The sequence below is a fragment of the Chitinophaga dinghuensis genome (genome assembly GCF_003259435.1).
Classification (GTDB): Bacteria; Bacteroidota; Bacteroidia; order Chitinophagales; family Chitinophagaceae; genus Chitinophaga; species Chitinophaga dinghuensis.
In genome coordinates this window covers 467,727-491,414 of the sequence record NZ_QLMA01000002.1, presented here as the reverse complement: position 1 = coordinate 491,414, position 23,688 = coordinate 467,727, and the positions used below count along the sequence as shown (strand labels likewise).

Below are 23,688 nucleotides of genomic sequence, written 5' to 3'. Positions count from 1 at the left end.
AAAATTTGGTTGAATCTGTTTTGCTCGTACATTTGACCCGTGAAACAAAAAAGTCAAATAGTCAGATCTTAAAAGAAGAGCTGATTACAGTCAACCAAGAACGGCACGAAGCTGAGTATGTAGAAAGGAAAAAATTAAGGAAGCACAGTTTTAATCAATATTTAAATTAACGAAAGATGAAAAAGTTGATTGTAATGGCCGCAGTTGCACTGTTCGGCACTCAAGTTGCAAAAGCACAGATTTCTAAAGGTGATATTTTACTGGGTGGTAACGTTAACGTAGCTACTCACTCTGATAAAGTAAAAGACGCTGACAAAAAAAATACCAACACTTCCTTCGGTATCAGCCCTAAAGTGGGTTATGCACTGAACAGTAACTGGGTACTGGGTGTGTTTGCAGATACAGATTTTGGTTTCAACAAAGACAAGAATGATGTTAAGACCAAAACCCTGTCTATCGCTCCAGGTATCTTCGTTCGTAACTACCACATGCTGGGTCAGTCTAAATTCGCATTCTATGCTGAAGCAAATGCGTCTTATGGCTTCGGTAACACCAAAGTTGCTGACAACAAAATCACTAGCTTTAACAGCTTCAACGTGAATGTTGCTCCTGGTATCACTTACTTTGTTACTAAGCACTTCATGGTGGAAGGTCAGTTCGGTAACATCGGTTATGCTTGGCAGCAAGACAAACTGGAAGCAACCGGTGCTAAAACCAACAATAACGACTTCAAATTTAACTTCACTAAACAGTTCAGACTGGGTGTAAACTTCCTGTTCTAGTAGTTTCCCATGTGACTTTATGTGAAAAATTTTATGGTATAAAAACGCCTTCCTGTTATGCAGGAAGGCGTTTTACTTTACAGGAAGTTTATCAATAACAACAAGGCATAAAAAAGCCCGTCTTTACTAAGTAGAGACGGGCTTTTAAATTATCTGTATTTAATGATTAACCATTCATAGAGATGAGGAATTCCTCATTGTTTTTGGTTCCACGCATATGTTGCAGCATGAAGTGCATAGACTCGTCTGTGTTCATATCTGCCAGGTGATTGCGGAGGATATGGATACGTTTCAGGGAGTCTTTATCCAGCAGCAGATCATCACGGCGGGTAGAGGATGCAGATACATCGATAGCCGGGAAGATACGTTTGTTTGCCAGTTTACGATCCAGCAACAGTTCCATGTTACCGGTACCTTTGAACTCTTCGAAGATTACCTCATCCATCTTAGAGCCTGTATCAATCAGGGCAGTAGCGAGGATTGTGAGGGAACCGCCGTTTTCAATTTTACGGGCAGCCCCGAAGAATTGTTTAGGTTTCTGCATGGCGTTTGCTTCCACACCACCACTCAGTACTTTACCGGAAGCAGGAGCAACGGTATTATGAGCGCGGGCCAGACGGGTGATAGAATCCAGGAGGATAACTACATCGTGTCCGCATTCTACCAGGCGTTTTGCTTTCTGGAGTGCGATAGCAGATACTTTTACGTGTTTCTCTGCAGGTTCGTCGAAGGTAGAAGCGATTACTTCTGCTTTCACGCTACGTTCCATATCAGTTACCTCTTCCGGACGTTCATCGATCAATACAACCATCAGGTAGATTTCAGGATGGTTTGTTGCGATAGCGTTTGCTACTTCTTTCAGCAACATGGTTTTACCCACTTTAGGTTGCGCTACGATCAAACCACGCTGACCTTTACCGATCGGCGTAAACATATCCATGATACGGGTAGAGTAGTTATTGGAAGTAGTGGTCAGACGCAGTTTCTCGAATGGAAACAGTGGTGTCAGGTAATCGAAAGGTACGCGATCACGCACTTCTTCAGGAGATTTACCGTTGATGGTTTCTACTTTCAGCAGTGCGAAATATTTTTCTCCTTCTTTTGGCGGGCGGACAGCACCTTTCACGGTGTCGCCGGTTTTAAGACCAAATAATTTTATCTGAGACGGAGATACATAGATATCATCCGGAGAGCTCAAGTAGTTGTAGTCGGAAGAACGGAGGAAACCATAGCCATCAGGCATCATTTCCAATACGCCTTCGCTGACGATTACGCCATCAAATTCGATATTGAAGGCAGGTTCTTTTTTATTATTGAATTTGTTTTTCTGAGTAGTTGCAGCAGCAGCGGCAACGTTATCGTGCTCTTCCGGCATTACAAAGTCGTCGTCTTCATCTTCCTCTTCTTCCTCTTCTTCTCTTGCGACAGGCGCTGGAGTTGCAACCGTTTCTTCTTCCTCTTCTTCTTCTTCCATATCTTCTGTGAATGAAGGAATGATTACATCGTCATCATCATCAAAAGTCAGGGAAGGAATGCTGTCCAGATCGATTTCGAAGTTTTTTATTTTGGACTTTGGAGCTGGTTCGGAGTGTTCTTCAGTGTCTTTGGATTTGCCAGTTGTTGCTTTCTTAGCTGGTTTCTTTGCTGCTGGTTTCTCTTCAGTGTGGATGGGTTCTTCAACTACGTGCTCGTCTTCTTTTTTTACAGGTTTGCGTTTGCGTGCTTTCTTTTCTTCGCCGTTTGATTGGCTATCGGCAGAAGCCATTACCGCTTGTTTATCAAGTATCTTGTAGATAAGGTCCTGTTTATTCAGTTTCTTCGCGTTGGGAACGTCCAGCTTCTCGGCGATGTCAAGAAGCTCTGGAACGAGCATGTCGTTCAATTGTAAGATGTCGTACATCATCTGAGTTGTCAAATTTTAGAAGTCATGTGAGGCGGGTACCACTGCATACCAACACGCACCAATTACAAATAATTGTTTTGAGTCAATAAATTTAATTTGAAATTAAATTTGATAGGGAATGCTTGAGTTCAGGAACTGCTGATGAAGGTGGTAATCTTTGGACTTGATCAGACAGATTGTATGCAAGATTAAAACATCTTTTATTATTATCCAAAAAAATTTAGCCGCCTAATTCCCCCGTCTTTCCTTGTTGCGTCTTGATTGCAGCCGCCTCAGCACAGGGTAAATCAAGCCGTGGCTAGGGCTCCGTATCTCCCTAAACCAGACCTCCGTATATTTATATTATCGAGTTTTTTAACATTTCATTGGCTATCCTGGGCTTGCATTTCTGCCTTTAATTGCAGGTAGGCGGGCTATGCACTATGGATATTTCCGCTTATTTTTGCATTCCTAAAATTTATCTATATGAGCCAAAGGGTAAAAGTCAAACAGATCTTGTCCGACGACAGGGCAAACTACGAAGTTACAGTAAAGGGTTGGGTGCGTTCTTTCCGCAACAATCAGTTTATAGCTTTGAATGACGGCTCTACCAATAATATTCTCCAGATCGTAATTGATACTGAAAATACAGATCCTGCTACCCTGAAACGCATTACCACAGGCGCTTCTATCAGTGCTACCGGCGAAATTATCCCTTCTATGGGTAAAGGCCAGCGCGTAGAACTGAAAGCAAAAACCCTGGAAATTCTGGGCGATTGCGATCCTGAAAAATATCCGCTGCAACTGAAAAACAGACCTAGCCTGGAATACCTGCGTGAAATCGCTCACCTGCGTTTCCGCACCAACACTTTCGGCGCTATCTTTCGTCTGCGCAGCTCCCTCGCATTTGCAGTACATAAATTCTTCAACGAAAAAGGATTCCAGTACCTGCATACGCCTATCATCACCGCTTCCGACGCTGAAGGCGCCGGCGAGATGTTCCGTGTAACCACCCTGGACCTGAAAAATCCTCCACGCACAGAAAACGGTGAGATCGATTTTAAAGAAGATTTCTTCGGCCGCTCCACCAACCTCACCGTTTCCGGTCAGCTGGAAGGTGAACTCGGAGCAATGGCTCTTAGCGATATCTATACTTTCGGCCCCACCTTCCGCGCTGAAAACTCCAACACAGCCAGACACCTGGCGGAATTCTGGATGATCGAACCGGAAATGGCTTTCTATGAACTGGAAGATAACATGAACCTCGCAGAGGAATTCATTAAATACGTTATCAAATACGCACTGGATAATAACCGTGAAGACCTGGAGTTCCTTGCTTCCAGACTCGTTGAAGAGGAAAAACAAAAACCTCAGGCAGAGCGCAGCGATATGGGTCTGATCGAAAAACTGGAGTTCGTTGTGAACAACGAGTTTATGCGTCTGACATATACAGAAGCTGTCTCCATTCTGAAAGACAGCAAGCCTAATAAAAACAAGAAATTCCAATACCTCATTGAAGGCTGGGGCGCTGATCTGCAGAGCGAACACGAAAGATACCTGGTGGAAAAACATTTCAAAAAACCAGTTATCCTGACAGACTATCCGAAAGAAATCAAATCTTTCTATATGAAGCTCAACAGCGACGGCAAAACCGTTAGAGCAATGGATATCCTGTTCCCTGGCATCGGTGAAATCGTAGGTGGTAGCCAACGTGAAGAAGACTACGATAAACTCGTGAGTCGCATGCAGGAAATGGGCGTACCAGTAGAAGAACTCAGCTGGTTCCTCGATACCCGTCGTTTCGGTACCGCGCCACATGCAGGCTTCGGTCTGGGCTTCGAACGCCTCGTGTTGTTCGTGTCTGGCATGACCAACATCAGAGACGTGATTCCTTTCCCAAGAACGCCAAAGAACGCAGAATTCTAATCATTACACAATACTGTAAAAAAGCAAAGGGCCGACGATCGTCGGCCCTTTGCTTTTTTTATAAACTTCCAATAATAGCAAACAGAGCAGGTATGCTCCCAAGTATTGATTCGAAATGAAAAATTACTAGCATATAAAATACTCTTTATGGAAAACTCCCATTAAATCATCTAATTACTGAAAGCGCTTTCAACCATTTTGATTAACTAAACTGCATTACAATGGCTGAAATAAATACAAACACAAACGGCAGTAACCGGCATGGTAAAAAAAGAGCTGTGAAGAAATCCACCCGCGTGGATATGACGCCTATGGTGGATCTCGGATTCCTCTTGATCACGTTCTTTATGCTCACTACTACTTTATCACAACCTAAGACCTTAAACCTTATTATGCCTGCCGACGATGGCAAAACCCGCACGGCTTTGGCTGAGTCCAAAGCGCTGACTGTTATTCTCGGCCCAGACAACAAAGTAGCCTGGTATGAAGGCATGGGCAATGACCCGCAAAGTCCGCCGGAACTACATTACACCAATTTTGCCAATACCAACGGTATCCGGGATGTGATCATCCGGAAAAAGGAAAAAGTAGAGGATCAATTCCATCAGAGCGACCTGACCGTATTGATAAAAGCAGATAAATCCTCCAATTACAAGAACCTGGTGGATATTATGGATGAAATGCTGATTAACCGGGTAGACAGATATGCAGTGGTAGACATCACCCAGGAAGAATCCAGGTATTTCCATTAAGCTACAGACAGCCATTCCGCCCGAAATTCCCCGGGAAACCGGAATGGCTCTGATTTGGGCAGGATTTCCTAACTTTACCCCTCCAAAACAATAGTTATTATGGGAATTACTCACTCTATCCCTTCCGTAGATCTTGCGGATTTCACGTCAGGCGACGCCAGTCGCAAGGCTGCCTTTGTGCAACAATTGGGAAAAGCTTATGAAGAAGTTGGATTTGTAGCCGTTAAGAATCACGGAATTCCTGATGAGCTGATCGCTGACCTCTACAAATATGTACAGGAGTTTTTCAAACTTCCGTTCGATACTAAGCACCAATATGAGATTCCGGAACTGGCTGGCCAACGTGGCTACACCTCTTTCGGTAAAGAGCACGCAAAAGGTTATGAAGCACCAGATCTGAAAGAATTCTTCCAGTTTGGTCAAACTGTAGAAGATAATGATCCTACTGCGGAATCATACCCTGAGAATGTACAGGTAGCGGAAGTACCAGCTTTCACGCCTACTTTCTTCAAGGCTTACCGTGGTTTTGAGCAGTCTGGCCGCTCCTTGCTGCAGGCAATTGCCCTGTACCTGGGTCTGGACGAACATTATTTCGACGGCAAAATTCACAATGGTAACTCTATCCTGAGAGCCATTCACTACCCTCCTATCACACAGGAGCCTAAATCTGCTATCAGAGCTGAGCAGCACGAGGATATCAACCTGATTACCCTGCTGGTAGGCGCTTCTGCAGATGGTTTACAGATCCTGGACAAACAGGACAACTGGGTACCAGTAACTTCACTGCCTGAGCAAATTGTAGTAAATGTAGGCGATATGCTGCAACGTCTTACTAACAACAGGCTGAAATCTACTACCCACCGTGTAGTAAACCCACCACGCGAAATGTGGAGTACTTCCCGTTTCTCTATTCCTTTCTTCCTGCATCCAAAATCAGACATGAAGCTGGATAGCCTGGATAGCTGCATCACCGCAGAAAATCCACTGGCTTATGAGCCTATCACTGCTGGTGAATACCTGGATGAGCGTCTTCGCGAAATAGGTCTGAAAAAATAATACCGCAAGAGTTATTGCTAAAAATAAAAAGTCCCGGAAAGTATTGCTCTTTCCGGGATTTTAACTTTGGCTCTACTAACAGTAGTTGCTATTACTTTAATGGTTTTTCAACGTTTGGATATGGTTATATGGTGCAGTAATACCGCACCTACATGAGAGGCTACATTATTCCAGAAATGAACGGCATACACAACGGACAAAAGGCCATATTCACTAATACAGCTCCAGAATATACAACTACCGTGCCTGTAATATTTCCCCATACTGGTAATATTAGCAACACTGTTGTATTTTGTGATATTTTGTATCTTAAGAATTAAAATCGCAAAGACTAACCACCCGGAACTAAAACTGTGTTTCTACGTCATATTCCATTCCTCAAAGCTGTGCTATTACATAGCATGACTGCCTACGGTGGCCCGCAGGGGCATCTGGCAATGATGATGAAAACCTTCGTGCAACAACGCAAGGACGTCACTGAGCAGGAACTCATGGAATATAATGCCTTCTGTCAGCTGTTACCTGGAGCCTCCTCCTCACAGACGCTGACCCTGATCGGCTATAAGAGAGGCGGCGTAGTACTCGCCATATTAACCCTCCTGATCTGGATCACACCGGCCTGTCTGCTCATGGGCTCTCTGAGCTTTCTGCTTCAATACTTTGATAAAAGCACCTTACAGACAGACATTTTCAGGTATGTACAACCTATGGCGGTTGGATTCCTGGCCTATGGCGGTATTAAAGCCTTTAAAATCAGTATCCGCAATACAGCCACCTGCTGCATCATGGTGGTAGCCATGCTGGCAGCATACTTCCTGAAATCGCCCTGGACTTTCCCTGTGCTGATCATATTAGGAGGTATCGTGTCTAACTTCAGTAACAAACGTATCCCTGATATAGAGGACAAACCCCGGAAAATCCAATGGGGCAATATCTGGCTCTTTGTGTTGCTGTTCATCCTCGCGGGTTTCTTTTCGGAGCTCTCCCGTACGCACAACTGGATTACCAGAAGACCTTTTAACCTTTTTGAGAACTTCTACCGTTTTGGTAGCCTTGTATTTGGCGGGGGCGATATCCTTATCGCCATGATGCTGGAACAGTACGTATTCAGGGCTAAATCCCAGTTCCTTTCCGCGGAAGAATTACTTACCGGAGCGGGTATCATGCGGGCATTACCCGGGCCTACCTTCTCCATTTCTGCCTATGTGGGCGGAATGGCCATGCGCAGCCTCGGACCAGGTTACCAATTGCTGGGATGTTTCCTTGCGCCTGTGGCGATCTTCCTGCCCAGTCTTCTCTTAGTATTATTTTTCTTCCCTATCTGGAATAACCTGAAGAAATATGTGGTTATCTATCGGGCCCTGGAAGGGATCAATGCGGTAGTAGTAGGAATTATGTGGGCCGCCACTTTTATCCTCCTGGGCGCCATCCAGATTAATCCCATCAATGTATTGGTCATCCTTTCCACGTTGGGACTCCTGCTGTTGAGCAAGATCCCTTCGCCGGTAATCGTATTGACCTGTGTCGCCCTGGGATGGCTACTCCACTGATATGTTATATTCCTTGATTTTATTGTAAAGCGTAGTCAGTCCTATATCCAATAGTTCTGCTGCCTTGGTTTTATTCCCTTTTACATGTGCCAGTACCCTGGCAATATGATGTTTTTCCACATCTGCCAATCGCATAGTAGAGGGCTCTCCCAGTCCTTGCTGGAAATCAAAAGGCAATGAGGAGGTATCCAGTGTATCCGTATCCGTGAGGATGGCGGCTCTTTCGATAATGTTTTTTAGCTCCCGGATATTTCCTTTCCAGGAATGGCGTTGCAGGGCATCCAGGAAAGCCGGCGTCATCCCGGAGATACGCTTGTTCAGCTTAGGAGCTACCTGTTCAATAAACCAGGACGCCAGTACAGGAATATCCTTACGACGTTCATTGAGGGAAGGAAGTACGATTTGGAAAGCACTCAGGCGGTAAAACAGATCTGATCTGAAATGACCATCGTTGATTTCCTTTTCCAGGTTACGGTTGGTGGCAGCGATAATACGGACATCTGTTTTAGTAGGCTTGGATTCCCCTACTTTATAGAATTCCTGCGCTTCCAGTACACGGAGCATTTTGGCCTGCAATTCCACCGCCATCTCCCCTATTTCATCCAGGAAGATGGTACCTCCACGCGCTTCTTCAAAAAATCCTTTTTTGTCTTTTACTGCGCCGGTAAAAGATCCTGCGACATGACCAAACAATTCGCTCTCCAGGATATCCTTGCCAAAAGCGCTACAGTTCACTGCTACGAAAGGAGCCTGGCTGCGACTACTACCCTGGTGAATAGCCTGCGCAAACACTTCTTTCCCGGAACCTGTTTCCCCCAATAGCAATACCGTCATATCTGAAAGGGATACTTTACGGGCCAGCGCTATGGCGTTATTTATTTCAGGGGAGTTCCCAAGAATGCTGTCAAAGCTATATTTCCCGCCCAGTTTCTTTTCCAGATCCCGGATGCGGAACTGTAATACCGCTTTGTCCATCGCCTTGCTGACGAGGGGCAGAATGCGGTTATTATCGTCTCCTTTGGTGATATAGTCGAACGCGCCATTTTTGATGGCCTGAACGCCATCTGCAATGTTGCCGAATGCGGTGAGTACGATCACTTCTGTCTGCGGGTGCTTACTGCGGATAGTTTGAACCTGTTCTACCCCATTACCATCCGGCAGTTTTACATCGGACAAAACGACCTGTACATCCTCTTTATCGAGAATTTTCATGGCGCTGCGGATATTGGCAGCTTCCAGCATGGTGTACCCTTCCAGCGCCAACAGGCGGCTCATCAGCTTACGCAGCTGATCTTCATCATCGATGATTAAGATGTGACCTTTAGACATAGCCCTGCAAAGATAGTGGAAAGCGTTATGCAGGCGATTAAGCGCAATTATTTTTTACGGGCTGTTTTAGCCGTCTCTTTTTGACGTAGCCCCTGATCTTTTACACGCTGTGGCGTATAGTCTTCACTGTTATACTCATCTACAGCGTACTTGTCATTATGCTTGATCAGCAACCATGCGTTCTGGTCGGTGTTTTTCATCTTCACCAGTGCAAATTCACCTTTGAGTTTACGCCCTTTTAGCACCACTTTTACACTACCGTCAGTGATCTCTTTCAACATTTGCTTATCGAAATTTTTGCCATCATCGTTTAGGAGTGTGTAGGTGCCTTTATCCCAGATGTAGACCGTGCCGGCGCCATAGTTTCCTGCCGGAATTCTGCCTTGAAAATCCTTGTAGTCATATGGATGATCTTCCACTTCCATGGCCAATCGTTTATCCACAGGATTCATGGAAGGCCCTTTGGGCACAGCCCAGCTTTTCAGTACGCCATTGGCTTCCAGGCGGAAATCGTAATGCAGGCGGGATGCCTGGTGCCGCTGGACAACAAAAATATGTTGCATAGTGGACGACTTGCCGGCTTTAGGTTCTGGCGTCTCCCCAAAATTCCTTTTTGATTTATATTTTTCCAGACTCATGATGCACGTTTTTTACTTCCTTTATTACCCAGACTGGCTTTCAGTTGATCAAACAAATCGGTACCCTTGGTATGTACCACCCGAAGTTTCTTTGCTACCGGTTTCTTTCCACTGGCTTTCGCTTTGATGATCTTCATGAGTTCAGCATTGTACTCGTCTTTATAAGCTGAAATATCAAACTTCTCTGTGTATTCCTTTACCAATGCAGCGGCCATATCCAGCTCCTTCTTCTCAAGTTTAATATTTTTCGGGAGATTCAAGTCGCTCGCCGAGCGCACCTCCTCTTCGAAACGAAGCTGTTGCAGTAGCAGGTAATTTTCCCGCGGCCGGATCACTGCCAGATGTTCAGAAGAACGGAGCACAAAGCTGCTGAGCCCTGCTTTCCCTGATTTCTCCAGCGTTTGCCTTAGTAGTTCGTATGCTTTTTCTCCGCCTTTTGCCGGTTCCAGAAAATAAGGCGATTCGAAATAAATATCATCGATATCGTTCTCTTCCACAAAGGAGGTGATCTCAATAATTTTACTTTTTTTAGGAGCTGCGGCCTCGAAATCCGCATCTTCCAACACGATGTAGGCATCGTTGTAGAGATATCCTTTCACGATTTGTTCCCAGGGGACTTCCTTACCTGTGTCTTCATTTACACGTTTGTACCGAATATGCCCCAGATTTTTGCCATCCAGCATATCCAGGTTGAGGTGACTATCCTGTGTAGCGCTATATAATTTTACTGGTATATTGACCAGTCCAAAACCAATAGCACCTGACCAAATCGCTCTCATAGTTTATTCATTTTGGTGTTGTAAATAGTAACACATAAATAGTACCATCTGTTTCTAGTATGGACGGCATAACATTTGAAATTTATCCGTCTGACCAAAACCATTATTTATGGAAAAGCCAGAAATGACAACGCTTACCAGAGTACTGGAGAAATTGCATGATAGAGGCTTTGATCATGAACTTAAGATGAGTGACCATGGCCGAATGCAATCCCCCGACACCAGTAAAATCTATGATCCGGAAGATTTGCTGATTGTGAAGACGTATCGGTTTGAAGGTGAATCTGATCCATCTGACTCTTCCGTATTATATGTGCTGGAAGATAAGGAAGGAGACAAAGGGTATGTGTTGGATGCCTATGGTACCTACACGACTCATGATGAAAGTGGATTCAATGAATTCATTAAAAAGATTCCGGTAGAGGATCGGGATGAACAGCTTTTATTCGGATAATTAGTTGCTGAAAGTCAATAAATGCAGGTAATTCCCAGGGAATTACCTGCATTTATTTTAATGAGCAGTACTCATATGGTTTGCGGATTAGCGGGCGTGTGTGGCGTCTGACGTTCAGGCACTTCCGGCGGAATTGGCGACGTTCCCGGGTCCCGTGGAGGCTCTGTTGGGGGCGTCGGTAAAGGCGCCGGCGTTTCTCTTTCAGGAACCGATGGTGGTGGCGTTTCTGGGTTTTCCCGCTCCGGCACTGGCTGTCTTTCTGGAATATTTGCCATAGCTTGCATTTTTAAAAGGTTTCTGTCAATTAAAAATCAAAGTTCATTCCAGCTAAATCCCAGCATTGACGCAGGAATACAAAAGTGTACAATGTAGAATATATCATTCCAATTGTGGAATTCGTTGCTCAAGCATTCATATGAAAACCAATGTCAACTTTTCGCAATCTCATCGAGATTCCTTAACTTCAAATGCTTACCCAGTAACCGGCAAAGATCTTATGCATTTATCCGTACACAAGAAAATACAGATTGGGTTTTTCATTGCGTTCACGGTAATCGTAATAGCATCCATATTTTCTTATCTCGTTGCAAAGAACCTGCTGGACAATGCAGCCAGGCTCAACCATGCCATTGAAGTCTCCAAACGGCTGGAAGTCATCACTAAACAAGTGAAAGAAGCAGAAGCGGCTTTAAGAGGATATAAGCTCACAAAAGACAGTACATTTTTAGTTCCTTCCATGAAGGATCGTAGCATTCGTATAGAGAAAGAATACCAAATGCTACGTAAAGTGACTGCAGAGAGTAAAATCCAGCAGTTACATCTGGATACGCTCCGGAAGTTACTGAAAGTAAAATATGAACAATTGCTGGCGAGTAATGTGGACCTGAACGCAGGTATGCATTCCGAGGAAAAGGCCAATGTACTTGCAGGAGAAGGCATTATGGACAAAATTGATCATACTGTTCAGGAGATGATAAATATCGAAGAGAGCCAGGTACATGAAAAATCTGAATTATTTAATTTCTTCTCCGGCCTTTGGGTGCCCATGATATTTATTTCCTCTCTGGTGGCCATTATCATCGGTATTTATTCCTATATCACATTGACGAAGGAAGTTCGGCTGCAACAACATATTGAGGCTAAACTTAAATCCTATCAACGCGATTTACAACAGAATATAACGTTATTGAATAAGTCCAATCAGGAGCTGGAACAGTTCGCTTATGTGGCTTCACATGACTTGCAGGAGCCATTGCGCAAAATTTCTACGTTCTCTGACAGGTTACAGATCAAGTACAAAGAAAATCTTCCACCGGATGCCACCCAGCTGATCGACAGAATGGTGGCCGCCGTTGCCCGGATGCGCGTACTAATTAATGACCTGCTGGTATTCTCCAGAGCTGGTCGTATTGTACCGGAAAGTATCGTATCTGTCAATATGAATAAACTGATGACTGAAGTCATCAGCGATCTGGAAATTCCTTTGGAAGAAAAAAATGCAGCGATTGTTTTTGCGGATTTACCGGAGATAGAAGGCAATCCTACTTCTTTCCATCAGTTATTTCAGAATCTGATCGCTAATGCCATCAAATTTGCACATCCCGGACGTCAGTTGCAGATTGGGATTCATAATGAAACTGCCACTGGAAAGGAACTGGGCCTCAATAAGGATAATAACCATCGCGATGATAAGTACTGTCGCATTACTATAGAAGACAATGGGATTGGATTTGATCAGGCTTATGCAGAGCGGATTTTCCTGATCTTTCAACGGCTGCACGGTATCAGCGAGTATAGTGGCACAGGGATAGGACTGGCCATCTGCAAAAAAATTGTGGATAGTCATCATGGATTTATCAGTGCCCAGGGGACTCCTGATAAAGGGGCTACTTTTACCGTTATTCTGCCGCTCAGGCAGTCTATAAAAAATGAAGAATATACAGAACCAATCAAAGGCTAGCATCGTTATTGCTGTAAAGTTGCTATGATAGCAATCTGTGGAAGTTAAGAACCTATTACAGCGATGAGTGAATTTCCAGTAAACATTTTAATGATCGATGACGACGAAGATGATTTCTTTCTCGTCAATGAGCTTTTGCATGATATTTCACCAGGACAATACCAATTGGAATGGGCGTCCACTTTTGAAAAAGGGAAGGCTGCCATCAACCGAAGAGCGCATGATGTATACCTCGTAGATTACAGACTGGGGCCCTTTACAGGATTAGATATTCTGCACTATTTCCAGCACCTTAATTTACAAGCGCCTGTCATAATGCTAACCGGAAAGGGCGACTACGCCATTGACCAGGAAGCGATGCAGGCAGGGGCATACGACTACCTTGTAAAAGGAGATATTACCGCAGACCTCCTGGAAAGATCTATCCGATATGCATTGGATGAATATAGCCACCTACGCACGATAGAAGAAAGTGAAAAAAGATATTTCGGCATCTTTGAAAAAGCCCATGATCTTATTCTGCTGGCCGATTGTGATAAGAACATCATCGATGCTAATCCTGCTGCGTTACGCACGCTGAAATATGAAAAGGATGACTTGCTGAGAAAGCACCTTCGCGATCTCTTCATGAATAAAGATCAGGCGGAATCCTTTATCAGTCATATCTGCGAAGAAGGAGAAACTATCCGGGAATACGATTTTAAAACCAGCGATCACCAGAAACTGGTGGTGCAAATCAATGCAGTGATGCTGGATGAAGCAGCACAGATATTTCTCTGTGTGATCCAGGATATCACGGAAAGAAAGCGAGAAGAACAGGAAAAACAATACCAGGAAAAATTTGTGATCACCGGACGCATTGCCCGTGTGATAGCGCATGAAGTCCGTAACCCACTCACCAATATATTGCTGGCTATCAGCCAGTTTAAAGAAGATCCGGAAGTGATGGCCAGTGAAGATGCGTCCTTGTATACAGATATCATTGAAAGAAACTGTACCCGTATTAATCAGTTAATCACTGAATTATTGCACAGTACCCGCATGATGGAATTGCATGCTAACGCAGTGAGTTTGGATAAACTACTGAGTAATACTTTAGCTTTATCCCAGGATCGTATGAGGCTCAATGAGATTCAGCTGGAGCTGAGACTGGACAAGGATGATATCAGTGTGATGGCAGATGAAGATAAAGTAGTCATTGCCTTTCTGAATATTGTTATCAATGCGATAGAAGCAATGACTCCGGGGAAAGGAATGCTAACTATAACGACTAAACGAATACAAGATAAAGCCTTCATTAAAATTTCTGATAATGGTCCGGGGATACCGGATGAAGTGCAATCCAGGTTATTTGATCCGTTCTACACCAGTAAGGCAAAGGGTACTGGATTAGGGCTGACCAGTACACAGAATATCCTGTTGAATCACAAGGGAACGATACATGTAGAAAGCGCAATAGGTAAAGGAACAGTATTCACCATTACTTTACCTATTGCGCAGTGAGGAGTAGTCTACTCTCAATAATTAATATTCAGCAGACGAAGTTTATTGTATAATGTTTTACGGTCGATGTTCAACATCTGAGCCGCTTTGGTTTTATTGTACTTTACTTCTTTCAGCACATTTACGATTTTGTTGTATTCTGCCTGTAAAGCCACTGTTTTCAGGTCATTTTCATTGGCAAGAATCGTCAGTTCTCCATTCATGGGCACTTCGTCGAGGATTTGATTGAAAGATTCTTTCATTTCCAATGGCAGAGCGCTCATGGTAATATCTTCTTTCTCTGGAGTCAGCAGGCATGCGCGGCGAATAATGTTTTTCAGCTCACGGATATTCCCCGGCCAATTGTACTGGCGGAAACATTCCCATACTTCCGGGGATATTTTACCGCAGGTTTTATCCAATTCTTTTTCTACCTGGCGTACGAAGGCTTCTACAAAAAGCGATAAATCTTCTTGTCGTTCACGCAGTGGCGGAATATAGATGGTAAATTCATTGAATCGATGGAAGAGATCTTCACGGAATTTTCCTCTTTGAACAGACTCTGAAAGTTTTTCATTGGATGCCACGATGATGCGAACATCAACGGGTATTTCCTTCAGGCTGCCTACTCTTCTGATCACTTTCTCCTGGAGCACGCGTAGCATAGCTACTTGTATATCGTAGGACAGGTTGGAAATTTCATCCAGGAAGAGCGTACCGCCTTGTGCCTGTTCGAATGCGCCAATTTTCGTGCTGATAGCGCCGGTAAAGGAGCCTTTCTCGTGTCCGAATAATTCGCTGGCAGCTAACTCCTTTGAGAGACTACCGCAATCAAGTGCCACAAAAGGTTGTTCATTGCGCTTGCTGTGATAATGGATCAGATGGGCTACAGATTCTTTACCAGTGCCTGTTTCTCCAAAAATGATCACGCTGTAATCAGTAGGCGCCACCAGTTTGATCTGGCGGATCAGTTCTTGTGAATTGGCGCTCTGGCCGTATACATATTTATCGTTTTTATCATTTTGATTGCGTTGCAGCAAGGTTTCCCGGGCTTCCTCCTCGTTGGCCGATTCCACCGGCTGGGAGGCGAGTCTCTCCTGTTCTGCGTCTTTGTGTGCAAATGCTTTGTGAACCAATGTCAGGATTTCATCAGGATACAAGGGTTTTGAGAGATAATCGTAGGCCCCATTCTTTACCATTTCCACCGCTACGCGTACATCTGTATAACCGGTGATAATAATAACGATGGTTTCGGGATTGATCTGACGAATGTCTTGCAGCAACTGCGCACCGTCTGTATCTTTCAGGCGGTAATCGCAGAGCACCAGGTCAAAGCGCTTCTCCTTCATCATTTTCAACGCTGCAGTACCGGTCATCGTTGTTTCAACGGCAAACCCATGCTTAGTAAGGAATTTACTAAGCAATGTGCAAATGTTGATTTCGTCATCTATAATCAGAATATTTCTCATACTGGTTTTAAATAATTAAAGGAACAGCTTACTAAAATTACGACTTTAAAATGTGGACTACTAACTTTTTATCCGGTTAAGTAAATCGTCTACGCTCCTGACATTGAAGGGTTTAGCGAGGAAGAAAGAAGCTCCTGTAGAGAGGGCTCTTTGCTTCTCTATATCATTGTCATAAGCGCTGATGGTGATAATAGGTAAGGATGGACATGTTTCCCTGATAACAGGGAGCGCATCCAATCCTGAGCCATCCGGAAGATGAATATCCAGGAATAGCAGATCGGGGGTGTGACTTTGCAGATATTGCATGCCATCCCTCAGGGCATGGACATATTTCACGGCGTATCCATGCCGTACAAGACTCAATTGCAATAACCTGCAGATGTCAGGTTCGTCATCTATTATCAGGATATTGGATCCTGTTTTCCGCGGCTCAGTTGGTACCGATTCTTGCCGGTTCCATACTGTTGTCTTGTTTCGATGTAACATACTTATACTTATTCCATTCCTCCATGAGTAAACGGGCCATCAGATAGCATACAGTAGATTCTGCGCCCTGATTCTGATTGACATTGTTCTTTTCCAGGCCATCATAGCATCCGAAAGTCAGCGGATTATATACCAACTGTTTCAGATGGTTGTTTCCCAGGAACCAGCTAAATGCCAGCCTCGATTTTTCCAGGCAGGAACGATCTTTAGTGATATTATAAAATGTATGAAGTGTCAGCATAGTATAGGCTACCTCTATAGGTTGTTCACCGCCTTCCTCCGTTTGGGGACTATCGCGATGATACCATAACTTATTACTGATCAACCTCATGTGATTATGGTTATACGTTTTGCTCCACAGGAAAGCCAGGCTTTCTTCTGCCGTTTTCCGAAAGCGGATATCGCCTGTCATTTGCCAGGCCATCATCATTGCTTCGGGCAGCACTGCATTACCGTAAGTCAGGGATGATTCATACCATTTCCAGTCGGCGTCCGCTTCAACATCATAGGCTGCCTGGATTTTACCTGCCAAAGTACGTACCAGGCTTTCTGTGTGTTCACCTTGGCGATACTGATGGTAGAAATATAATCCCTTGATAGCGAATGCCATAGATCGAAGAGCTTCCAAACTATCCAGCCATTTTAAACAACGTCTGAAAATGGAATTAATTTCCTGAATCAGGTCGAAAGGGAGAAAGCGGAAATTGGACAGGGCAAATCCCAGTGCCCAGACTGCTCTTCCGTTGGCGTCTTCCAGACTTACTTCCTCATTCATAGCAGAAAAGGTGCCGTCTATGTCAACATAGTTGAGAAATTTTCCGGAGGGCCGCTGACAATAGGCGATAAAGCTTACATACTTACGGCATAGCGAGAAAATAAAATTACTGGGTTGGATTTCCCGCATGTACATGCAGCAGGCGATCAAAGCCCTTGCATTATCATCCAGAGTGTAACCGGATTCAGGGTCCGGATTATCAAATTTTGAAAACTGCAGCATTCCGAATTCTGTTGTCATGCGGTCCACATGATCTAGGTAGGGAGCTGGCAGATTAGGTAGTAGTGGTTTATCTTCTGCAAAGATGCTGCTGATGATGCCCATATGTGCAATGGCCACATTTTCCCAGATAGAACTTCTTGTTTTTTCGATAGCACAGGTACTCATTTGTGCTCTTAACTGCGGATTGCCAATCAGTTGAATAGCTGATTGCGCCAGTTGTTCATGGTCATTGAAGTCGATCAGACATCCGCATCCTTCATCCAGCATTTCCACTGCCTGTACAAACCTGGTGGAGATTATAGCACAACCAGCGCTCATAGCGTAAACAAAAGTACCGCTAACAGCTTGATGTGGATCTTTGGATGTAAATAAGTAGATATCGGTGAGAGATAGATAATCCAGTAAGGTATGTAGGGAGAGATAGCTATTCACAAAACGCACATTATTCTCCAGGCCGTATTCCTGCACCAGTTGTTCCAGGCGTTCTCTATATTTTTCGCCCTGGTGACTTGCTACTACCGGATGCGTTTTACCCAGGATGAGATAGAGTGCTTCCGGATAACGGTTGGCAATCTCCCGCATGGCTATTATGCCCGTTTCTATTCCTTTGTTTTCGCTGAGTAAACCAAAAGTACTGAGGACCATTCGTCCTTGTACATCATATTGATTTTTAAGCGCTTCCACATCATCCACGATATGTGCATGGGTACCATGAGGGATGTAAACCACTTTCGAAGCTGGCACATGATACACCTCCTCCAGGAGTCGGGCGGAGGCTCTCGTCATTACCATTACTTTAGCGGCGAGAGCGCTGATAAGGCTCACTACGCGGGTACGTTTAGGATCGGGGAAAGGTAAAACGGTATGAAAACGAATGATAAAGGGTTTATCCAGCAAGGAGAGCATTCCCAACAGATTATGTCCGTATTCGCCTCCCCACAGGCCGAATTCATGTTCCAGGCATAACAGGTCTATTTTGTTATCATTATTGACCTTTTTCGCAAAGGAAATACAGTCGTCTATATCAAAAGGATCCAATGTATAGGTGACTTTTTGATCCAGTACTGGGAAGGGCTTTTCCGCTTCCCGTAGCGCACATACCTCAATATTCAGTTTTCCCGCAAAACTCTTCTCCATGGCGTTTATCAGATCCTGAGAAAAAGTGGCGATTCCGCATTCCCGAGGAGGAAAGGATGTAACAAATAACAATGTTCTGTTCATGATTCACAAGATTTTCGTTTTTGAATTACAGCCGTCTTGCCTTAGTTATTCAAATTTCACTCCATCCGGTTGGCCCGGTAAATCACCTCATTTAGCATATTGAGAAACAATTATTTGTAGACATTATTCCACACTTGTAGGGTAACACTGAGGAATTGAGGGTTAGTTGTCCATTCTTGTAAAGTTTTTTGTAAACGTTTAGTTAATCCGAAATATCGTTAACATCTAGTAAAGGTTCTATGTAAACAAAATTATTTACTTCGTAATACAAAGAAGCAGAATAAGGGAATTTAATTACACAATTGTAATCATTTAAGCAATAATCCATTTACAATACGGGAAGTTTATCCGAACGATGATAATTTTGATAAAGCGGAATAACCTAAAACATCAGTCAGAATTCTTTTTTATCAAGATGAAAACACCAGAATCAAGTGAAAGAAAACCTTCCGTTTAACTTCAAAAACTAGTGTTACATGCGGAACATCTCTTGTACATTCAATGTGGATGGAATACCTACAAAAGTGGTATTGAGAAAATTACCAAAGGAAAGAAGATTTCAGGCTTCCTTAAATGGAAGCACTACCCCTACAGAGTATATCATATCTGATGAAACCAATGAAGTCGAGTATTATGATGGACCTGTTTTAGGGGAATTATTCTTCTCCAGAGTTGTATGGCTTATCAAACAATATTTCCCAAATGTAAGGGCAATATTGAAAGTCGGAGAAGATACTTATGATGATTATGACGACTATTAATACCTGCCTTCAGGTGTAGCATATTGCAACATTCATTCATGGGCTGTTTTGCCCCCCATTCAACTAAAAAACAATAGCTAACAAAAAGGGGTCTCTAGTACATAGAGGCCCCTTTTCTTTATACGAGATATCTTTCGTCTAAATAAAACCTTTCTCCAGCGCCATAAAGGCTTCTGTAGGATGCAGCTGCTGCCACAGAATGGCATATACTGCCTGAGCAACCGGCATATACACGCCAATTTCCCGGTTCATCTCATGTAAACATTTAGCCGCATAATATCCTTCGGCAATCATATTCAATTCCAGCTGTGCAGCCTTCACGGAATACCCTTTTCCTATCATATTTCCGAAGGTACGATTACGACTGTGCAAAGAATAACAAGTTACCAGCAGGTCTCCCAGGTAAGCGCTTGCACTGTAATTGTGAACTGCGCTGATAGCGCCTTCTTCCGCCGCTTTACGTTCTTCGTATTGCTCCAGAAAGAGTTGCATCTCCCTAAAACAATTCGTAATAAATACGCTCAGGAAGTTATCGCCATATTCCAGACCATGCGCAATACCAGCACCCAAAGCGTAAATATTTTTCAGTACTGCCGCCAGCTGTACGCCAATCACATCTGTATTTACGATGGTTTGCAGATTACTGTTGGTAAATTTATCTGCGATAGCCTGCGTTCTTTCAGGCATCAATCCTGAAAAAGTTAGGTAAGAGAGTTTCTCATTCGCCACTTCCTCTGCATGACAAGGACCTGTAATCGTAAAATATCGGTCCAGTGATACGTTAAAGCGAGTAGCCAGGTATTCATTGATCAGGGAATTGGTACTAGGCACCAATCCTTTAATCGCGGAGATAACATGCTTATTATCAAATGCATTCTCTGGCAATTCACGCAATGCATCTTCCAGGAAAGCGGAAGGTACAGACAACACCAGCTCATCGCTGGCGCCCACAATGTATTCCAGGTCGCTGCTCAGTTCCAGCAGATTTGTATCGAAATATACGGAGGTCAGGTAATGTTTGTTATGATGACGCAACTGCATATGCCTGATGGTATCTTCACTGCGTATCCACCAATTGATGCGATGACCGTTATCTGTCAGAATTTTTGCCAGTGCAGTAGCCCAGCTACCACCACCGATAATTCCTATGCTTTTCTCCATGCTCACAGGGCGAATTTTTACGCAATGTACTGAAATTGCCTCTATTGAAAACGAAGAAGCCATCTCCACTTAGTAGAGATGGCTTCTTACTATATCTTTTTAATGTTATTTCGGCGTGCTTTCGAATAACTGTGTTTTCGGCACTACTTTCACTTTTTTACCGTTGGAAAGCGTTCTGGATACTGCACTGTAAGGCGCGCTTATCACCTGCTCTCCCTCTTTCAGGCCGGAGAGGATTTCAATATTTGTATCGTCCTGTACACCGGTAGTTACCTGTATCATTTTCACGGTATTATCTGGCTGTAGTATGAACACTACTTCGTTTGTACCGGTTTTGCTACTACCAGCAGCGGCGTCTGTTTTCTTACTTCCTTTTGTACTATCTGTATCACGAGTGGTAACGGCGTTGATAGGAATAGCCAGGATATTATTCACGTGACGTGTCTGAATATCTACACTGGCACTCATACCCGGGCGGAACGGATATACTTTCTTACCACCATTGGTGAGGGTCAGTAAATCAGCGTAACTGCTGGAAAGAATGCGGATGTGTACAATATAGTTAGTTACTTGCTCTGCAGAACTTGAAGCGGAAGTAAGAGATGCAGCCCCTTTACTGGAACTGGCAATCTGTGTAACTATACCTTTGAATTTACGATTATTGTAAGCGTCTACTTCAATGATTGCAGTATCGCCGTATTTCACTTTCGGAATATCGTTTTCTCCCACATCTACCTGTACTTCCATGGAGTTCATATCAGCGATACGCAACATTTCGGTACCAGTCATCTGGGCGGTTCCTACTACTCTTTCCCCTTTTTTCACAGAGAGCAGAGAGATAATACCACCCATTGGGGCAGTAATAGTAGTTCTACCAAGATTTTTATTAGCTTCTGTCAGGTTAGCCTGAGCGCTGGCAACACCAAATTTGCTACTGTTGATTTGTTGAACAGCGGCATTATAATCCGCCAGGGAGGCGAGATAAGTGGCCTCGGAAGTCTCAAATTCTGAACGGGAGATAACTTTTTGATCCAGCAGTTCTTTATTACGCTGGAAGGCTGCTTTATTTTGATCCAAACGGGCTTTAAAGGAATTCAGGGAAGCAGTGGTATTGGCCAGTTGAGCCTGTGACTGACTCACAGAGGCAGCGGCTTTGTCTACCATGGAACCGTAAATATCTGCATAGATACGGGCTACGATTTGTCCTTTCTTAACAGAATCTCCTTCCTGTACTTGCAGATCAGTGATCTCCCCGGAAACGTCGGAACTTACTTTTACTTCGATCTCGGGATAAATTTTCCCGCTGGCTGTCACCACTTCGATGATATTGTTTCGTGCTGCCTTGTCGACAGCTACCTTAATACCTTCTTCCTTGCCGATAACGCCAGCTGATTTAAGAATAATCAGCAAAATAATAAGTGAACCTAGAATGCCTATGAGCCAATAAAGTGTCTTTTTCTTCATAAAGCAGTTTATTTCCTGAAAAGCCTACAGCGATATTTTCTGGTCTCTGTAGAACTCCAGTAATTTCATTTTAAATATATAATCATACTGTGCAGAAACCTTGTCTATTTGGGCCCTGAACAATTTACTTTGTGTTGTAATGTAATCAATGGTATTCATCAAACCAAGGTTGAAACGCTTGGTAGCAAAATCATAGGCTTTCTGAGCGGCATCTACCCCTTTGGTAGCGGCATTGAATTTCTGCATGGCAGCTACTGCATTGGCATGCGCGGTATAAATATCCTGGCGCAGCTTCTGTACATCCGCATCACGGGTCAGTTTAGCATTTTCCAGGTTCAGTTGCGCTTTCTTGGTATTTGCTTTCGCCTGCCATCCGTTGAAAATAGGAATACGCAAATTCAGCTGTATATATTGCTGGAAGTTGTTACTGATCTGATCATGGAACGGCGTCATGTAGTAAGCGTTATCCGGTATCTTCACGCCCTGGTTCAGCACCGGCACTACCGGGTTGGTATTGGCTACGTAACCCACGGTATCTATCACTAAATAAGGCTTACTCAGATCCAGACTCTTAATATTATTCGCAAAAGTAGATCCCAGCGAACCTGACAAGCTTAAAGTGGGATACTGTTGGGCTTTTGTCGACTTATAATTATACTCTGCTGAATGGATTTTCAGTTCATCAGATTTCAGGAGTGGATAAGTAGTAGTTGCGGCGGAATACACCATCTCAGGGGCCATTTCATCCAGACGGGCAATCTGCAGCGAGAAAATATTTTCCGGAACTTCCGGCTCAAAAGGGATCTCAAAATCGAGATTCAGGTAAGCCTTCATTTGGAGAATGGAAGTAATCACATTATTCTGCGCGGTTACTAAGTTCACACTGTCTGATGCCAATTGCGCTTCCAGGTCCGCCTGGTTACTCTCCGGAACAGATCCGGCAATGACCAGTTTACGGGTGTTGCCTAAATTGGAATTCGTCAGCTTCACCTGTACTTCATTCACTTTTACCTGTTCAATATTCAGTAATATCTGGAGAAAAGCGGTAGCCACATTAAAAGCCATATCATTCCTGGCCTTTTCCAGCAGGAAAATATTGGACTTATAATCCATGGTATTCGCTAACACCAGGTTCTGCATGGAGAACCAGTTGAAGATATTAACATTGGTAGAAAGACTTCCTCCCAGGGAATAGAAAGATTGCTGGATGTAGGCGTTCGTTTGGGGACTGGGGTTACGACCATTGTTAAAAGATCCTTGCAATCCAGCACTCAACGATGGAATACGATTCAGCTTACTTTGCTTCAGCGTCAGCTCAGACATTCGTCGCTGAATGTCCTGCTGTTTGATGGTAATATTATGTTGCAATGCATAATCCACACAACGTTGCAAACTCCACGTATCCTGCGCTACAGCCTGTGATATGTTAGCAAACAAGAATAAAATCAGGGACCAACCTGTAAAACGGGATAATCTCATAGCATTACAAAAATATAATAATTGTGATGATACTTTCTGCCTCTTAATGACAGAAGGCAA

General features: G+C 43.8%; 20 protein-coding genes. 9 read left to right on the top strand and 11 right to left on the bottom strand.

Annotated elements, in window-relative coordinates:
- Positions 1-176: 176 nt before the first annotated feature.
- On the top strand, positions 177-782 hold the full coding sequence (locus tag CLV59_RS07310; protein WP_111591362.1) for an outer membrane beta-barrel protein: 606 nt from the start codon (positions 177-179) through the stop codon (positions 780-782).
- A 166-nt stretch (positions 783-948) separates the two neighbouring features.
- Here CLV59_RS07310 and rho read toward each other — a convergent pair whose 3' ends face one another.
- Entirely contained in the window at positions 949-2,682 is a 1,734-nt protein-coding gene (rho, locus tag CLV59_RS07305; RefSeq protein WP_111591361.1) for a transcription termination factor Rho, read from the bottom strand.
- A gap of 468 nt (positions 2,683-3,150) precedes the next feature.
- On the opposite strand from rho, the gene asnS reads away from it, so the two are divergent.
- The 4 genes from asnS (at position 3,151) to chrA (ending at position 7,948) form a co-directional block, all read left to right on the top strand.
- The gene (gene asnS / locus CLV59_RS07300) at positions 3,151-4,590 is read left to right on the top strand and encodes an asparagine--tRNA ligase (RefSeq protein WP_111591360.1); all 1,440 of its coding nucleotides are present in this window, start codon (positions 3,151-3,153) and stop codon (positions 4,588-4,590) included.
- A gap of 221 nt (positions 4,591-4,811) precedes the next feature.
- Positions 4,812-5,342 (top strand): ExbD/TolR family protein, encoded by a 531-nt coding sequence (locus tag CLV59_RS07295; RefSeq protein WP_111591359.1) that lies wholly within the window; start codon positions 4,812-4,814, stop codon positions 5,340-5,342.
- A 99-nt stretch (positions 5,343-5,441) separates the two neighbouring features.
- Positions 5,442-6,398 (top strand): isopenicillin N synthase family dioxygenase, encoded by a 957-nt coding sequence (locus CLV59_RS07290; protein ID WP_111591358.1) that lies wholly within the window; start codon positions 5,442-5,444, stop codon positions 6,396-6,398.
- Positions 6,399-6,751: 353 nt separating this feature from the next.
- On the top strand, positions 6,752-7,948 hold the full coding sequence (chrA, locus tag CLV59_RS07285; protein WP_111591357.1) for a chromate efflux transporter: 1,197 nt from the start codon (positions 6,752-6,754) through the stop codon (positions 7,946-7,948).
- Here chrA and CLV59_RS07280 read toward each other — a convergent pair.
- From CLV59_RS07280 to ku, 3 genes are read right to left on the bottom strand one after another with little or no spacing between them, the layout of a single operon-like run.
- Positions 7,937-9,277, bottom strand: coding sequence for a sigma-54-dependent transcriptional regulator (locus tag CLV59_RS07280; protein ID WP_111591356.1), 1,341 nt, complete (start codon positions 9,275-9,277; stop codon positions 7,937-7,939). The two genes, chrA and CLV59_RS07280, sit on opposite strands and share 12 nt — an antisense overlap.
- Before the next feature lie 47 nt (positions 9,278-9,324).
- The gene (locus CLV59_RS07275) at positions 9,325-9,915 is read right to left on the bottom strand and encodes a DNA polymerase ligase N-terminal domain-containing protein (RefSeq protein ID WP_111591355.1); all 591 of its coding nucleotides are present in this window, start codon (positions 9,913-9,915) and stop codon (positions 9,325-9,327) included.
- Positions 9,912-10,694: a non-homologous end joining protein Ku gene (gene ku / locus CLV59_RS07270; RefSeq protein WP_111591354.1), complete on the bottom strand. Its 783-nt coding sequence runs from the start codon at positions 10,692-10,694 to the stop codon at positions 9,912-9,914. The genes CLV59_RS07275 and ku overlap by 4 nt, the downstream gene beginning before the upstream one ends.
- Before the next feature lie 109 nt (positions 10,695-10,803).
- Here ku and CLV59_RS07265 point away from each other — a divergent pair, with 109 nt between their 5' ends.
- The gene (locus CLV59_RS07265; protein WP_111591353.1) at positions 10,804-11,148 is read left to right on the top strand and encodes a hypothetical protein; all 345 of its coding nucleotides are present in this window, start codon (positions 10,804-10,806) and stop codon (positions 11,146-11,148) included.
- Positions 11,149-11,219: 71 nt separating this feature from the next.
- On the opposite strand, the gene CLV59_RS28760 is transcribed toward CLV59_RS07265, so the two are convergent.
- Positions 11,220-11,423 (bottom strand): hypothetical protein, encoded by a 204-nt coding sequence (locus CLV59_RS28760; protein ID WP_146616140.1) that lies wholly within the window; start codon positions 11,421-11,423, stop codon positions 11,220-11,222.
- Between the two features lie 221 nt (positions 11,424-11,644).
- Between CLV59_RS28760 and CLV59_RS07260 the strand changes: the two genes are divergently transcribed.
- A complete protein-coding gene (locus CLV59_RS07260; RefSeq protein ID WP_170137666.1) occupies positions 11,645-13,108 on the top strand; it encodes a sensor histidine kinase in 1,464 nt (487 codons plus the stop codon).
- 63 nt (positions 13,109-13,171) lie between these two features.
- A complete protein-coding gene (locus CLV59_RS07255) occupies positions 13,172-14,611 on the top strand; it encodes a hybrid sensor histidine kinase/response regulator (RefSeq protein ID WP_111591351.1) in 1,440 nt (479 codons plus the stop codon).
- 14 nt (positions 14,612-14,625) lie between these two features.
- Here CLV59_RS07255 and CLV59_RS07250 read toward each other — a convergent pair whose 3' ends face one another.
- From CLV59_RS07250 to CLV59_RS07240, 3 genes are read right to left on the bottom strand one after another with little or no spacing between them, the layout of a single operon-like run.
- On the bottom strand, positions 14,626-16,059 hold the full coding sequence (locus tag CLV59_RS07250) for a sigma-54-dependent transcriptional regulator (RefSeq protein ID WP_111591350.1): 1,434 nt from the start codon (positions 16,057-16,059) through the stop codon (positions 14,626-14,628).
- A 60-nt stretch (positions 16,060-16,119) separates the two neighbouring features.
- On the bottom strand, positions 16,120-16,545 hold the full coding sequence (locus tag CLV59_RS07245; RefSeq protein WP_111591349.1) for a response regulator transcription factor: 426 nt from the start codon (positions 16,543-16,545) through the stop codon (positions 16,120-16,122).
- A complete protein-coding gene (locus tag CLV59_RS07240; protein ID WP_111591348.1) occupies positions 16,490-18,763 on the bottom strand; it encodes a glycosyltransferase in 2,274 nt (757 codons plus the stop codon). Before CLV59_RS07240 ends, CLV59_RS07245 begins: the two co-directional genes overlap by 56 nt.
- 476 nt (positions 18,764-19,239) lie before the next feature.
- Between CLV59_RS07240 and CLV59_RS07235 the strand changes: the two genes are divergently transcribed.
- The gene (locus tag CLV59_RS07235; protein ID WP_111591347.1) at positions 19,240-19,524 is read left to right on the top strand and encodes a hypothetical protein; all 285 of its coding nucleotides are present in this window, start codon (positions 19,240-19,242) and stop codon (positions 19,522-19,524) included.
- A gap of 138 nt (positions 19,525-19,662) precedes the next feature.
- On the opposite strand, the gene CLV59_RS07230 is transcribed toward CLV59_RS07235, so the two are convergent.
- From CLV59_RS07230 to CLV59_RS07220, 3 genes are all read right to left on the bottom strand, one after another.
- Complete coding sequence (locus tag CLV59_RS07230) at positions 19,663-20,685, bottom strand: NAD(P)H-dependent glycerol-3-phosphate dehydrogenase (protein ID WP_111591346.1); 1,023 nt, start codon at positions 20,683-20,685, stop codon at positions 19,663-19,665.
- A 105-nt stretch (positions 20,686-20,790) separates the two neighbouring features.
- A complete protein-coding gene (locus tag CLV59_RS07225; protein ID WP_111591345.1) occupies positions 20,791-22,149 on the bottom strand; it encodes an efflux RND transporter periplasmic adaptor subunit in 1,359 nt (452 codons plus the stop codon).
- A gap of 24 nt (positions 22,150-22,173) precedes the next feature.
- Positions 22,174-23,628: a TolC family protein gene (locus CLV59_RS07220; protein ID WP_170137665.1), complete on the bottom strand. Its 1,455-nt coding sequence runs from the start codon at positions 23,626-23,628 to the stop codon at positions 22,174-22,176.
- Positions 23,629-23,688: the final 60 nt, after the last annotated feature.

What these genes read in the sequence shown, in the direction of transcription:
- CLV59_RS07240 (WP_111591348.1), bottom strand. Translation starts at nt 18,763, where the DNA reads ATGAACAGAACATTGTTATTTGTTACATCCTTTCCTCCTCGGGAATGC.
- CLV59_RS07310 (WP_111591362.1), top strand. Translation starts at nt 177, where the DNA reads ATGAAAAAGTTGATTGTAATGGCCGCAGTTGCACTGTTCGGCACTCAA.
- asnS (WP_111591360.1), top strand. Translation starts at nt 3,151, where the DNA reads ATGAGCCAAAGGGTAAAAGTCAAACAGATCTTGTCCGACGACAGGGCA.
- CLV59_RS07250 (WP_111591350.1), bottom strand. Translation starts at nt 16,059, where the DNA reads ATGAGAAATATTCTGATTATAGATGACGAAATCAACATTTGCACATTG.
- CLV59_RS07220 (WP_170137665.1), bottom strand. Translation starts at nt 23,628, where the DNA reads ATGAGATTATCCCGTTTTACAGGTTGGTCCCTGATTTTATTCTTGTTT.
- CLV59_RS07265 (WP_111591353.1), top strand. Translation starts at nt 10,804, where the DNA reads ATGGAAAAGCCAGAAATGACAACGCTTACCAGAGTACTGGAGAAATTG.
- CLV59_RS28760 (WP_146616140.1), bottom strand. Translation starts at nt 11,423, where the DNA reads ATGGCAAATATTCCAGAAAGACAGCCAGTGCCGGAGCGGGAAAACCCA.
- CLV59_RS07255 (WP_111591351.1), top strand. Translation starts at nt 13,172, where the DNA reads ATGAGTGAATTTCCAGTAAACATTTTAATGATCGATGACGACGAAGAT.
- CLV59_RS07230 (WP_111591346.1), bottom strand. Translation starts at nt 20,685, where the DNA reads ATGGAGAAAAGCATAGGAATTATCGGTGGTGGTAGCTGGGCTACTGCA.
- CLV59_RS07260 (WP_170137666.1), top strand. Translation starts at nt 11,645, where the DNA reads ATGCATTTATCCGTACACAAGAAAATACAGATTGGGTTTTTCATTGCG.
- CLV59_RS07235 (WP_111591347.1), top strand. Translation starts at nt 19,240, where the DNA reads ATGCGGAACATCTCTTGTACATTCAATGTGGATGGAATACCTACAAAA.
- CLV59_RS07245 (WP_111591349.1), bottom strand. Translation starts at nt 16,545, where the DNA reads ATGTTACATCGAAACAAGACAACAGTATGGAACCGGCAAGAATCGGTA.
- CLV59_RS07280 (WP_111591356.1), bottom strand. Translation starts at nt 9,277, where the DNA reads ATGTCTAAAGGTCACATCTTAATCATCGATGATGAAGATCAGCTGCGT.
- CLV59_RS07275 (WP_111591355.1), bottom strand. Translation starts at nt 9,915, where the DNA reads ATGAGTCTGGAAAAATATAAATCAAAAAGGAATTTTGGGGAGACGCCA.
- rho (WP_111591361.1), bottom strand. Translation starts at nt 2,682, where the DNA reads ATGTACGACATCTTACAATTGAACGACATGCTCGTTCCAGAGCTTCTT.
- CLV59_RS07290 (WP_111591358.1), top strand. Translation starts at nt 5,442, where the DNA reads ATGGGAATTACTCACTCTATCCCTTCCGTAGATCTTGCGGATTTCACG.
- CLV59_RS07295 (WP_111591359.1), top strand. Translation starts at nt 4,812, where the DNA reads ATGGCTGAAATAAATACAAACACAAACGGCAGTAACCGGCATGGTAAA.
- CLV59_RS07225 (WP_111591345.1), bottom strand. Translation starts at nt 22,149, where the DNA reads ATGAAGAAAAAGACACTTTATTGGCTCATAGGCATTCTAGGTTCACTT.
- ku (WP_111591354.1), bottom strand. Translation starts at nt 10,694, where the DNA reads ATGAGAGCGATTTGGTCAGGTGCTATTGGTTTTGGACTGGTCAATATA.